At 69.5% G+C, this 12,123-nt stretch carries 16 protein-coding genes; 4 read left to right on the forward strand and 12 right to left on the reverse strand.

The genetic code is table 11. The features are described from left to right. Positions 1-10 precede the first annotated feature (10 nt). From trpC to AOM45_RS31780, 3 genes are all read right to left on the reverse strand, one after another. Positions 11-820, reverse strand: coding sequence for an indole-3-glycerol phosphate synthase TrpC (trpC, locus tag AOM45_RS31770; RefSeq protein WP_030471211.1), 810 nt, complete (start codon positions 818-820; stop codon positions 11-13). A 132-nt stretch (positions 821-952) separates the two neighbouring features. Beyond that, the gene (locus AOM45_RS31775; RefSeq protein ID WP_081902517.1) at positions 953-1,354 is read right to left on the reverse strand and encodes a Trp biosynthesis-associated membrane protein; all 402 of its coding nucleotides are present in this window, start codon (positions 1,352-1,354) and stop codon (positions 953-955) included. Further along, on the reverse strand, positions 1,344-2,882 hold the full coding sequence (locus AOM45_RS31780; protein WP_030471213.1) for an anthranilate synthase component I: 1,539 nt from the start codon (positions 2,880-2,882) through the stop codon (positions 1,344-1,346). Before AOM45_RS31780 ends, AOM45_RS31775 begins: the two co-directional genes overlap by 11 nt. Before the next feature lie 46 nt (positions 2,883-2,928). Here AOM45_RS31780 and AOM45_RS31785 point away from each other — a divergent pair, with 46 nt between their 5' ends. Beyond that, positions 2,929-3,531: a TetR/AcrR family transcriptional regulator gene (locus AOM45_RS31785; RefSeq protein ID WP_030471214.1), complete on the forward strand. Its 603-nt coding sequence runs from the start codon at positions 2,929-2,931 to the stop codon at positions 3,529-3,531. Here the strand turns inward: AOM45_RS31785 and hisI are convergent. Genes hisI through hisF form a run of 3 tightly spaced genes read right to left on the reverse strand, consistent with a single transcriptional unit; the run spans position 3,528 to position 4,992 of the window. Beyond that, a complete protein-coding gene (gene hisI / locus AOM45_RS31790; RefSeq protein WP_030471215.1) occupies positions 3,528-3,881 on the reverse strand; it encodes a phosphoribosyl-AMP cyclohydrolase in 354 nt (117 codons plus the stop codon). The genes AOM45_RS31785 and hisI overlap by 4 nt on opposite strands. Then, on the reverse strand, positions 3,878-4,237 hold the full coding sequence (locus AOM45_RS31795) for a hypothetical protein (protein ID WP_030471216.1): 360 nt from the start codon (positions 4,235-4,237) through the stop codon (positions 3,878-3,880). Before AOM45_RS31795 ends, hisI begins: the two co-directional genes overlap by 4 nt. After that, positions 4,234-4,992, reverse strand: a complete 759-nt coding sequence (gene hisF / locus AOM45_RS31800; protein WP_030471217.1) for an imidazole glycerol phosphate synthase subunit HisF — start codon at positions 4,990-4,992, stop codon at positions 4,234-4,236. Before hisF ends, AOM45_RS31795 begins: the two co-directional genes overlap by 4 nt. Before the next feature lie 45 nt (positions 4,993-5,037). On the opposite strand from hisF, the gene AOM45_RS31805 reads away from it, so the two are divergent. Next, complete coding sequence (locus AOM45_RS31805) at positions 5,038-5,418, forward strand: PPOX class F420-dependent oxidoreductase (RefSeq protein ID WP_030471218.1); 381 nt, start codon at positions 5,038-5,040, stop codon at positions 5,416-5,418. Between the two features lie 39 nt (positions 5,419-5,457). Further along, entirely contained in the window at positions 5,458-6,159 is a 702-nt protein-coding gene (locus AOM45_RS31810) for a Clp protease N-terminal domain-containing protein (protein WP_035912461.1), read from the forward strand. On the opposite strand, the gene priA is transcribed toward AOM45_RS31810, so the two are convergent. From priA to AOM45_RS31840, 6 genes are all read right to left on the reverse strand, one after another. Continuing rightward, on the reverse strand, positions 6,125-6,856 hold the full coding sequence (priA, locus tag AOM45_RS31815) for a bifunctional 1-(5-phosphoribosyl)-5-((5-phosphoribosylamino)methylideneamino)imidazole-4-carboxamide isomerase/phosphoribosylanthranilate isomerase PriA (protein ID WP_030471220.1): 732 nt from the start codon (positions 6,854-6,856) through the stop codon (positions 6,125-6,127). The genes AOM45_RS31810 and priA overlap by 35 nt on opposite strands. After that, a complete protein-coding gene (locus AOM45_RS31820; RefSeq protein WP_030471221.1) occupies positions 6,853-8,397 on the reverse strand; it encodes a hypothetical protein in 1,545 nt (514 codons plus the stop codon). The genes priA and AOM45_RS31820 overlap by 4 nt, the downstream gene beginning before the upstream one ends. After that, positions 8,394-9,029, reverse strand: coding sequence for an imidazole glycerol phosphate synthase subunit HisH (hisH, locus tag AOM45_RS31825; RefSeq protein ID WP_030471222.1), 636 nt, complete (start codon positions 9,027-9,029; stop codon positions 8,394-8,396). The genes AOM45_RS31820 and hisH overlap by 4 nt, the downstream gene beginning before the upstream one ends. 10 nt (positions 9,030-9,039) lie before the next feature. Next, on the reverse strand, positions 9,040-9,861 hold the full coding sequence (locus tag AOM45_RS31830) for a hypothetical protein (RefSeq protein ID WP_156094192.1): 822 nt from the start codon (positions 9,859-9,861) through the stop codon (positions 9,040-9,042). Between the two features lie 157 nt (positions 9,862-10,018). Next, positions 10,019-10,909: a transketolase family protein gene (locus AOM45_RS31835; protein ID WP_030471224.1), complete on the reverse strand. Its 891-nt coding sequence runs from the start codon at positions 10,907-10,909 to the stop codon at positions 10,019-10,021. Further along, on the reverse strand, positions 10,909-11,571 hold the full coding sequence (locus AOM45_RS31840) for a thiamine pyrophosphate-binding protein (RefSeq protein ID WP_030471225.1): 663 nt from the start codon (positions 11,569-11,571) through the stop codon (positions 10,909-10,911). Before AOM45_RS31840 ends, AOM45_RS31835 begins: the two co-directional genes overlap by 1 nt. Before the next feature lie 73 nt (positions 11,572-11,644). Between AOM45_RS31840 and soxR the strand changes: the two genes are divergently transcribed. Beyond that, a complete protein-coding gene (gene soxR, locus AOM45_RS31845; protein WP_236703903.1) occupies positions 11,645-12,091 on the forward strand; it encodes a redox-sensitive transcriptional activator SoxR in 447 nt (148 codons plus the stop codon). The last annotated feature ends 32 nt before the right edge of the window (positions 12,092-12,123 follow it).

The following is a 12,123-nucleotide window of genomic DNA, read 5'->3' on the forward strand; positions in this document are numbered from 1 at the left end:
TCTAGCGCTGTTATCGACTGGGCCGCGGGCACGCGGGGTGCGAGCCGGCGGTCACCAGCTTGTTCACGGCGGCCTTGGGGTCGCCGCTGGTCACCAGGCTTTCACCGACGAGCACCGCGTCAGCGCCCGCGCCGGCGTAAGCCATCAGGTCGCCGGGGCCGGTCACGCCCGATTCGGCGATCTTGATCGTCTCGAAGGGTAGTCCGGGAGCGATCCTGCCGAAAACGTCTTTATCGACCTCCAACGTGTGGAGGTTGCGCGCGTTCACGCCGATGACGGAGGCGCCCGCCTCCAGGGCGCGGTCGGCCTCCTCGGCCGTGTGCACCTCGACCAGCGCCGTCATGCCGAGCGACTCGACCCTGTCGAGCAGCGACACCAGCGCGTTCTGCTCCAGCGCCGCCACGATCAGCAGCACCAGGTCCGCACCGTGCATGCGCGCCTCGTGCACCTGGTACGGCGACACGATGAAGTCCTTGCGCAGCACTGGGATCTTCACCGTCCGCCGGACGGCGTCGAGGTCGGCCAGCGACCCGCCGAAGCGGCGCTGCTCGGTCAGCACGCTGATGACCGACGCGCCACCCGCCTCGTACGCGGCCGCGAGCTCGGCCGGCTCGGGGATCTCCGCCAGCGCGCCCTTGGAGGGGCTGCGGCGCTTGACCTCGGCGATGACACCCACGTTCGGACCGCGCAGCACTGACATCACGTCGAGTGGCGGGGCGGTCCTGGCCGCGCGCTCCTTGACGACGTCGAAGGACAACTGAGCCTCGCGAGCGGCGAGATCCTCACGCACACCTTCGAGGATCGACTCGAGAACCGTCACAGTCTTGCTCCCCTTCCCGCTACGGGGATGCTAACCCCGGCGGAGTAACCACCCAGCCACCGGGGGTTCGGTGTCCACGCAGCTAGCCGGGGTTGTGCGCGTGTCACATGCGTGAACGCCGATGAATGATCTTCACTCGTTCGAGGAAGCTCCGCCGGGCGTCCTGTCGTCAGTCGGATCATCTCCACGCTCCAGCGCGCGCCACATGTCCGTCTCCGGGTCCTGCGCGCGGGTCTTCTGCCCGCCCACCCCGATCTTCGGCATGCGTGCCCCCAGGACCACCTGAAGCACGCCTGAGCCCGCCACGAGCACGCCGCCGGCGATCGCCAGCCAGTGCCCGGAGAACGCGGCCGCGATGCCGACCACGATCAGCAACGCCCCGAGCACCCGGCGCGCCACCCCGCTCAACGCGACGACCGCGGCCACGGATGCGAGGCTGAGCAACGCGACCGGCACCGAACCCGCACCCCAGAAGGCACCCGCCGCGCCCACGAGCAGGAGCGCGGCGATCCACAGTGGACGGCTAGCTTTCAACGGCGGGGGCCATCGTCTGGGCGGTCGCGATCGCGGCCAGCACCGCGCCCGCCTTGTTCAGGCACTCGTTGTCCTCGGCGAGCGGGTCCGAGTCGGCCACGATGCCGCCGCCGGCCTGCACGTACGCCACCCCGTCGCGCACCAGGGCGGTGCGGATGGCGATGGCGGTGTCCGCGTCCCCGGCGAAGTCGAAGTAGCCCACCACGCCGCCGTAGAGGCCGCGCCGCGTGGGCTCCAGCTCCTCGATGAGCTCCATCGCGCGCGGCTTGGGCGCACCGGACAACGTGCCGGCCGGGAAGCACGCGGCGACTGCGTCGTAGGCCGTCTTGCCCTCGGCCAGCTCACCGGTCACGGTCGACACGATGTGCATGACGTGGCTGTACCGCTCGACCTTGAAGAAGTCGACGACGTGCACGGAACCCGGCTTGCAGACGCGGCCAAGGTCGTTGCGGCCGAGGTCGACGAGCATCAGGTGCTCGGCGCGCTCCTTGTGGTCGGAGAGGAGGTCCTTCTCCAGCAGCGCGTCCTCCTCCGGGTCCTCCGCACGCCAGCGGGTGCCCGCGATCGGGTGCGTGGTCGCCTTGCCGTCGCGCACCGTCACCAGCGACTCGGGGCTGCAGCCCACGATGTCGAACCCGTCGAGCCGCAGCAGGTACATGTACGGGCTGGGGTTCGTCGTGCGCAGGACGCGATAGATGTCGAGCGCGTCGGCGTCCGTGTCGATCTCGAACCGCTGCGACACCACGACCTGGAACGCCTCGCCCGCCCGGATGGCCTCCTTGGCCTTCTCCACGGCCTCGAAGTGCTCGGCCTGCGAACGCCGGCGCCGGAACTCCGGCTTGGGCCGCGCGAACACCGCCGCGGTCGGCGGCGCGGGCGTGTGCAGCGCCGTGGTCATCTCGTCGAGGCGGCGCACCGCGTCGTCGTACGCCTCGTCGACGCGCTCGGGCGAGTCGTCCCAGTTGATGGCGTTCGCGATGAGCGTGACGGTGCCCTCGTGGTGGTCGAGCGCCGCCAGGTCGGTCGCGAGCAGCATGACCAGCTCGGGGAGCTGCAGGTCGTCTTCGGCGATGTTCGGCAGCCGCTCCAGCCGCCGCACCGCGTCGTAGCCGATGTAGCCGACCATGCCGCCGGTCAGGGGCGGGAGGCCGGGCAACGGGTCCGTGCGCAGCACCTCGACCGTCTCGCGCAGCGCCAGCAGCGGGTCGCCGCCGTCGGGCAGGCCGACGGGCCGCGTGCCGGTCCAGAACGCCTCGCCACCGGTCGCCGTGAGCGCCGCGGAGGACCGCACGCCGATGAACGACCAGCGCGACCAGGAGCGCCCGTTCTCCGCGGACTCGAACAGGAACGTGCCGGACTGGTTGGCCCCCAGCTTGCGGTACAGACCGACCGGGGTCTCCGCGTCCGCGAGCAGCTTGCGGACCACCGGGATGACCCGGCGGTTGACCGCGAGCTCGCGGAACTCCTCACGCGTGGGACTCACGGCCCCCAGACCAGCGGCGGCCACGGCCCCGATGACGCTCACCATGCCGACAATTGTTGCATAAATTCAACATCTGTTGAACTATGGCCCTGTGGAGCAAGTGAACCAGAAACGCCGAGGCCGCCGCGCCGCGGGGGAGGACACCAGGGCCGCCCTCATCGCAGCAGCACGCGAGGTCTTCGTCGAAAAGGGCTACGACGGCGCGACGGTCCGCGCGATCGCCGCCAAGGCGGGCGTGGACGCCGCCATGGTCAACCACTGGTTCGGCGGCAAGGAGGGCCTGTTCGCCCAGGCCGTGCTGCAACTCCCGTTCGACCCCTCCGAGATCCTCAAACGCCTCCTCGACGGCCCGGTGGAGCAGGCGGGTGAGCGCATCATCCGCACGTTCGTCACCGTGTGGGACGCGACCGGCGGCGGCACGTTCGCCGCGCTGATCCGCAGCGTCACCAGCCAGCCGGAGGTGGCGAACGCGCTGAAGTCGTTCTTCGTCAACGCGATCTTCAAGAACCTGCTGACCGAGATCGGCGCCGAACAACGCGAGCTGCGCGCCACGCTGTGCGCCACGCAGATGGTCGGGCTCGGCATCGTCCGGTACGTCGTGCACTTCGAACCGCTGGCGTCGACGGACGTGGAGACCGTGGTCAAGGCGATCGCGCCGAACATGCAGCGCTACCTGACCGGCGACCTGAACTAGCCGGCGTCGGTCAGCAGCACCGTCGCGTCGAAGCAGGTCCGGTCCCCCGTGTGGCACGCCGCGCCCACCTGGTCGACGATCAGCAGCAGCGTGTCGCCGTCGCAGTCCAGCCGCACCTCGTGCACGTACTGGGTGTGCCCGGACGTCTCGCCCTTCACCCACAGCTGCTGGCGGCTGCGCGAGTAGTAGGTCGCGCGACGGGTCGTGAGCGTGCGGTGCAGCGCCTCGTCGTCCATCCACGCCACCATGAGCACCTCACGGGTGTCGCGCTGCTGGGCGACCGCGCACACCAGGCCGTCCGGCGTGCGCTTGAGCCGGGCGGAGACGGTGGGATCGAGCGGGCTGCTCAACGGGGTCCTCCCAGGTGTTCACGAGCGGGTCCGGTGTTGAGCAGGACCACTCCGTAGATGTGCACGACGGACAGCACTCCGGACGCCACACGGGCCCACGCGGGTCCGTCGGCCAGCACGATCACCAGGTGCAGCAACGCGACGAGGACGAACACCACCATCGCCGGGTAGTGCATGAACCGCAGGCGCAACAACAACGCCGCCGCGACGGGCAGTTCGACCAGTGCGACGAACGACGGCAGCTTCAGCACGTCCGCGTCGCCGGTCGAGCGCCACAGGACCAGGCCGACCGCGAAGAACACCAGCGCACCGCCGAACGCGACCGTCGAGGCCACCCGCACCTCGACGGGGGTCATCGGATCACGACGCCGGCCTGGCGCAGGCCGTCCTTGACCTCGCTGATGCGGAGCTGTCCGAAGTGGAACACGCTGGCCGCCAGCACGGCGTCCGCTCCGGCGGCGACCGCGGGCGGGAAGTGGTCGATCGCGCCGGCGCCGCCGCTCGCGATGAGGGGCACGTCGACCTCGCGCCGCACCAGCTCGATGAGCTCGAGGTCGAAGCCGGCCTTGGTGCCGTCGGCGTCCATCGAGTTCAGCAGGATCTCGCCGACGCCCAGCTCCTGACCTCGGGCCGCCCACTCCACGGCGTCGATGCCGGTGCCGGTGCGCCCGCCGTGCGTGGTGACCTCGAAGCCGGTGCCGCCGGGCACGCGCCGCGCGTCGACCGACAGCACGATGCACTGCGCGCCGTAGCGCTCGGAGCACTCGCGCAGCAGTTCCGGCCGTGCGATCGCGGCGGTGTTGAGGCTGACCTTGTCCGCGCCCGCGCGCAGCAGCTTGTTGACGTCTTCCGGGCTGCGCACGCCGCCACCGACCGTGAGGGGGATGAACACCTGTTCTGCCGTGCGACGCACCACGTCGTAGGTGGTCTCACGGTCACCGCTGGAGGCCGTCACGTCGAGGAACGTCAGCTCGTCGGCACCCTCGGCGTCGTACGCCCTGGCGAGCTCGACCGGGTCGCCCGCGTCGACGAGGTTGGTGAAGTTGACACCCTTCACCACCCGGCCCCGGTCGACGTCGAGACAGGGGATCACGCGGACAGCGACTGACATGCGGGAAAGCCTACAAGCAGCCGTTTCGGGACTACGCTGGACACCATGATCACCGAGCTGGGCCAGGGCCAGTACCTGCTGCTGACGACGTTCCGCAAGGACGGCACCCCGGTGCCCACGCCGGTCTGGGTCGCGCCCGGCAACGGTGACGTGATCTACGCCTGGAGCGCCAAGGACACCGGCAAGGTCAAGCGGATCCGGCGCAGCGGGGACGTGGAGATCGGGGCGTGCGACTTCAAGGGCAACCCGAAGGGCGTGTCGGTCAAGGCGCGCGCGAGGTTGCTCGACGACGACGCGAGCGACGACGTCCGTGCGCGCATCGTGAAGAAGTACGGCTTCATGGGCTGGTTGACCATGACGGGCAGCAAGCTGCGCCGCGGTCGCACGGGCACCATCGGCATCGAGATCACGCCCGCGTCAACCTGAGGTTGACCCCACGCTCAGCGTCAACCTAGAGTTGACGGCATGTTCCAGTTGACCGACCTCATCGTCGCGGTCGCCCAGGAGGCCGACGACTCCCTCGTGCGCCTCGCGAAGGCCGTCGAGATGAGCGGTCAGCTGAACGAGCTCGGCGACCACCTGATCGGCCACTTCGTCGACGAGGCACGCCGCGGCGGCGCGAGCTGGGCCGAGATCGGCGAGAGCCTCGGCGTCACGAAGCAGGCCGCGCAGAAGCGGTTCGTGCCCAAGGAGTCCCCAGAGCTGAGCAAGCCGTCGATGGAGCGCTACACCCAGCGCTCACGCCGGGTGATCGCGCTGGCGAGGCACCACGCGCGGTTCAGCGAGCGGATCGGCACCGAGCACCTGCTGCTCGGGCTGCTCGACGAGTCGGGCGGCCTCGCGGCCAAGACCATCTCGAAGCTGGAGTCAGGCGACGGCAGCACGCGCATCGCCGTGCTGAACCGGCTCGACACCGAGGCCAAGCAACGGCCGGACAAGCAGCCGTACACCACGCACTGCAAGAAGGCACTCGAACTGGCCGTGCGCGAGGCGCTCAGGATGGGCCACATGTTCATCGGCACCGAGCACATCCTGCTCGGCGTGCTGCTCGAAGAAGAAGGGACCGCGGCCGACGTGCTGAACAACACCGGTGTCACGCACGCCGCCGCGGCCGCTCACGTCGAGAAGGTCGTCAACGGACCGCAGCAAGTGCTTCCGGGAGCGTGAAAGCACCGGCGTACAGGGCCTTGCCGATGATCGAGCCCTCCACACCGTCGCGCGACAGCTTCGCCAGCGCGACCAGATCGTCCACACTGGACACGCCGCCGGAGGCGATCACCGGGGCGTCGGTGCGGGCGCAGACCTCGCTCAGCAGCTCCAGGTTCGGACCCTTCAACGTGCCGTCCTTCGACACGTCCGTGACGACGTAACGGGCGCAGCCGTCGCGGTCGAGCCGGTCGAGGACCTCCCAGAGGTCGCCGCCGTCCGACGTCCAGCCGCGGCCCTTGACCCGGTGGCCCTGCTCGGTGATGCGGACGTCCAGGCCCACCGCGATCTTCTCGCCGTGCGCGGCGATCGCCTTCGCGCACCACTCCGGGTCTTCCAGCGCGGCGGTGCCCAGGTTCACGCGGGCGCAACCGGTGGCCAGCGCGGCCTCCAGCGACGCGTCGTCGCGGATGCCGCCGGACAGCTCCACCTTCACGTCGAGCTCGCCGACGACGCGGGCGACCAGCTCGCGGTTCGAGCCACGCCCGAACGCGGCGTCGAGGTCGACCAGATGGATCCACTCCGCCCCGTCGCGCTGCCACTGCAGGGCCGCGTCGAGCGGCTCGCCGTAGTTCGTCTCGGTACCGGCTTCGCCCTGCACGAGGCGCACGGCCTTGCCGTCGGCCACGTCAACAGCGGGGAGGAGTGTGAACGTCACCCGCTCAGCCTAGCTTCCCCCAGCACGAGCGCTGCCACGCGCTCCTGCGCGTCGGTGGCCCGCGGGAACTTCGGCGGAACAGGCGTGCCCGGTCCCGTCGCGGCAGGTCCGACGCCCGTCCACGGCCCGAAGACCATCATGCCGACGAACCGCGGGTGCTCCTTCGCCAGCGCCAGGTACGTGTACTGGGTGCGTTCGAGATCGGCATCGGTCCTGTCCGCGCACCACGACTGCGGCGCTGCTTCCGGCAGCAGGAAGAGCTCCTTGCCCGGCACCCGCTCCTCGAGCTCGGTCATGCGGGCTTCGAGCTCGCCGTAGCCGACGCAGTACTCGTCGAAGCCCACCCAGTCGACGGCGGCGGGCACGGTGAAGGTGTCGTCGATCTTCGGGCCGGCCTCGATCAGCATGACCTTCTTGTCGCGGAAGGTGTTCTTGATCTGCTGGGCCGCGAACTCGACGTCCGCGAAGCGCGCACCGCGGTGGAACGGCTCGTCCAGCAGCACGAACCCGGCGATCTTGCCGAGGTGTGGCTCGACCTTCTCCGCGAGAACCCGCCAGCGCGCCGCGGCGTCCTGGCGCAGCGGGCACCCCGCCGCGTCGCAGTCGAAGAACTCGTTGCCCGTGTGGACGAGGCAGCCCGAGTCAGCGCAGTCCTTCAGCACTTCCGGGCGGTAGGCGTCGACGTCGCTGATCTGGACCCAGTTGAGGTTGCTGCGGCCGCGCACCTCCGGCAGGTGGTTGCCGCCGGCCCGGGTGATCCGCGCCGCGAAGTAGCCGTAGTAGCGGAGATCCGAGCCGGGAGCCTTGCGCAGGTCGTCGGAGTTGAGCCGCTCGACGCGGAGGTCGTCCACGAGGCTCGCGGTCTTGTCGTTGTCGGAGTAGCGACCGAGGTAGACCCACAGCCTGTCCGTCGGCACCGGCGTGGCCGGCGTGATCACCCGGCGGTTCCCGTTGACCGTCAGTTCGAGCTCCGGCCCCTTCAGCTTCAGCTCCACGTCGAACGAGCCGTCGCTCTTGGCCGCCGCGAACGCCGGGAGCGTCGCGATCGGACTCCCCGACCGGAAGACCTGCACGCCTCCGTTGGCACGCACCAGGAAGCCGAGGTCGATGTCCGCATTGGACACGTATCCCCAGCTGTTCGCGGACCGGCTCAACGCGATCGACGACCAGTCGCCGGACGTGCGGTCGCCTGCGACCGGGGTCAGCGTCGCCGAGATCGCCGACCCGGTGGACGGCGCGTCGAGGCGCACGGCCGTGGTGCCGAGGTGCATCGACAGCTTGCTGGGGTGGTTCGGGTGGTTGACCTGCGCGAACCACGGGCGTGGCACGTCACCGGTGTTCCACGTGCCGGACACCCGGCTGTACGTGACGGCGCCGGTGCCCTGTCGTTGCTGGAGGTTGTCGTTGAGGCCGTAGGTCGGATCGGCGTCCACGGCGTTGTCGAACGTGTCGTGGAACGGAGCCGGTGCCGCGAGCGCGCTCCCGGGCACGGCGACGGTGGCAGCCACGATCGCGGTCACCGTCAGCAGTCGTGTGATCACGACAAGGTAGTCAACCAGTTCCGCAGCAGGTGCGCCCCGGCATCACCGGACTTCTCCGGGTGGAACTGCGTGGCCCACAACGGTCCGTTCTCGACCGCGGCCACGAACTCGTCACCGGCGTGGTCGGCCCACGTCACGAGCGGCGCCTTGATGTGGTCCGCGGGCTCCAGCTCCCACTTGCGCACACCGTAGGAGTGCACGAAGTAGAACCGGGTGTCCTTGTCCATGCCCGCGAAGAGCTGCGAGCCCTCCGGCGCACGGACGGTGTTCCAGCCCATGTGCGGCACGATCGGCGCCTCGAGCCGCTCGACGGTGCCCGGCCACTCGCCGCAGCCCTCGGTCAGCACGCCGTGCTCGATGCCGCGCTCGAACAGGATCTGCATGCCCACGCAGATGCCGAGCACGGGCCGGCCACCGGCGAGGCGCTCGCCGATGATGCGGGCGCCGCGCACCGAGTTCAGGCCCTCCATGCACGCCGCGTACGCGCCGACGCCGGGCACGACCAGACCGTCCGCCTCGCGCGCGGCCTTCGGGTCCGACGTCACCTCGACATGGGCGCCGACCCGCTGGAGCGCGCGCTCGGCGGAGCGCAGGTTGCCGGAGCCATAGTCAAGTACGACGACACGTGCCACGACGACCAGGTTAGTCGGTGGGGACGGCACCCTGCGTAACCGGTATGACCGGCAACACGGTGTTGATCGGTTTCCGGCGCACGAGCTGCCGCCGGAGGGCGACCATCAGTGCGACCAGCAGCACGATGAGCAGCGCGCCGATGACGTAGTAGACGACGGCCGACATGTTGAACAGCATCGTCACCAACGCCGTCAGCACGATCAACGGCAGGAACAACGCGAGCGGCCACTTCTGCGCATGCGGCGCCTCGAGCGTCTGCAGCACGATGTCCGCACGGCCCTGCTCGGTCAGCTCGGCGACCTGCGCGACCTCCGGCAGCCCCGCCGCCCGGAAGAAGTCCGGGATCGCGTTCGCGCCGTTCTCGAAGTCGCGGATGCGTTCGAGCGGAGCCTTGCGACCGGCCGCCGGGTGCAGCACCGCGAGCTTGTCGATGGCGTCGAGCTGCCACTTCTCCTTCTCGCGCAGGTTCACGAGGCCCCCGGTGGCACGGTCGAAGAACAGCCCGACCGGGCCCGACTGCTTGGCCTGGGCCGACAACCGCAGGATCGCCTCGCGCGAACCCCACATCGAGGCGCGGCCGAGGCTGCTCGTGAAGAGGTAGAGAAACGCGGCGTCGTCGTTCCACACCGCGAGGGCGGCCCCACCCGCGATCTTGCGCACCCTGTTCGTCATGTACGCGGCCTCGTTGAGCCTGGTGCCGGTCGGAGGCAGCAGCACCGTGCCGGACTGCACCGGGACGAGCGCCGCGGGACCCACGTTGCCGCTGTGCATGGCCTTCTGGAGCTCGGCGGCGTTCAACGGCGTCCAGATCAGCATTCTCACGTGCAACATCATTCCTCCTCGCCCCGGCGGGCCGAGGAGGACGTACCACAAAGCGTCCAGACGGAGGATGCGGCCGCACGCCCCTGCCGCGTGCGGCCGCACCGTCCTAAACGGCGCGTGAAGGCGCGCCGGTCCAGTCATCCCCCATGACTGCGAACATGTTTCTTCACCCCCTGAAGAAACTCCGCACAGCGCTACCCAACCCGACCACGTCCAGGTCGTGCGCGGCGTCGTGGTCCTCGGCCGTGCCGTAGTTGCGGAGCTCTGCGTGTCGTTTGACGCCTATACAACGCACACGGTGCGGAATTAGTTGCAGCGAATCGGAAATCAGATGGGCTGAAGTTCCCTCGAGGTACGGCTCCACCACCATCACGTCCGCGTGGTCCGTCTCCTGCACCGCCTTGCGCAGTCCGTCCGAGTCGAACGGTCGAATCGTCGACGCGTACAACACCGTGAGGTCGGCGTTCTCGGAGTCGACAGCCTTGAGGACGCGGTCGAGCATCGGGCCGACGGCGAGCACCACACCGCGTTTTCCGTGACGCAGCGCGGTGAATCCCTCACCCACCGGATACGCCTGCGTGTTCTCGTGCAGTGAAAGCCTGACGTAGACCCGGTTGTCGTCCTTCAGGGCCTGCCGCAGAAGAGGCGTGACCTCGTCCGGGTGTCCCGGCACGTGCACAGTCCACCCGGGAAGCGTGTCGAACAACGCGACGTCGCCCGGTGACTGGTGCGTGCGGCCCCACACGGGGTCGTCGTAGGACGCACCGATGCTCACGAACACCGCGCCCACGTCCTGATGACCGATGTCGAGCTTGATCTGCTCGTACGGCCGTTCGACGAGGAACGGCGCGTAGCTGTGCACGACCGGCCGCAGCCCCGCCAGCGCCAGACCGCTCGCCACACCCACCATGGTCTGCTCGCGGATCCCGACGTCCACGACGCGTTCGTTCTCCTGCGGGAAGTTGCTGCTGGAGATCACCGCGGTGACGACGGTGACCCGCGGGTCGTTCTCGATCCCCTCGTTGACCGTCCGGATGAAGGCTTCGCGCATGGTCATCAGCAGCTCTTCTCGATCTTGGCGACGACCGCGAGCGGGCGGTCGTGCGGCGCGGTCAGTGCGGTGAAGATGGCCTCGTGGTCGCGGCCGTCGATCTCGGCGGTCTGCCAGCCCTCGACCGCGAACCGCCTCGCGATGCCGCCGGGCCAGCCGTGCATGGAGTTGTCGTTGTCGATCACGACGGCGGTGAGGTTCGCGACGCCCAGCCGTGCCGCCACCGCGATGGCCTCGTGGTTGCTGCCCTCGTCCAGCTCACCGTCGCCGACCAGCACGAACGTGCGCCCCTGGCTCTTCGCGATCCGCTGTCCGATCGCGGTGCCGACGGCGATCGGCAGCCCGTGCCCGAGCGAGCCGCTGCTGATCTCGACACCGCGCACGAGCATCCGGTCGGGGTGCTGGCCGAGCGGGCTGTCCCACGACGTCCAGTCGTCCAAAATGGACTCCTCGATGAACCCCTTCTCCGCCAGCACCGCGTAGTAGGCCATCGGCCCGTGGCCCTTGGACAGCAGGAACCGGTCGCGACCGGGGTCGTCGACGGTCGCGGGCGTGACGTTCAGGACCCGGTCGTACAGGACCCAGAGCACGTCGATCGTGGAGGCCGCCGCCCACTCGTGCTTCTCGTCCCCGGTCATCCTCGCGAAGAGCCCTGGTATCCGTTGCATGGCACCAACTGTTCAACCTCGACCATGCTGGAGGTCAAGCGGTTACGATGATCCGGTGAGCAAGTTGCCGGAAATGCTGACCATCGGCCAGGTCGCCGAACGCAGCGGCGTCCCCCACACCGCCCTGCGCTTCTACGAGGACAGGGGCCTGATCGCCTCCGTCCGCACCGCGGGCAACCAGCGGCGCTACCAGCGCTCGGTGCTGCGCCGCCTGGCCTTCATCCGCACCGCGCAACGCGTGGGCCTCAGCCTGGAGGACGTCCGCGACGCGCTGGCCCAGCTGCCCGACAACCGCACTCCCACGAAATCGGACTGGGAACGGCTCTCCCGCTCGTGGAAGACGGAGCTCGACGCCCGCATCGACGCCCTGTTCCGTCTGCGCGACCGCCTGAGCGGCTGCATCGGGTGCGGCTGCCTGTCGTTGCGCAGCTGCGCTCTGCAGAACATCGACGACGAGCAGGCCTCGCACGGGCCCGGTGCGCCCAAGCTCAAGCCGGTCCTCGAAGGCGGCACGCTCTAAAACGGCTGGACGCGCTGTGGTTTCCTGAGGGG

Origin of the sequence: Lentzea aerocolonigenes, from assembly GCF_000974445.1 — a bacterium.
Taxonomy (GTDB): domain Bacteria; phylum Actinomycetota; class Actinomycetes; order Mycobacteriales; family Pseudonocardiaceae; genus Lentzea; species Lentzea aerocolonigenes.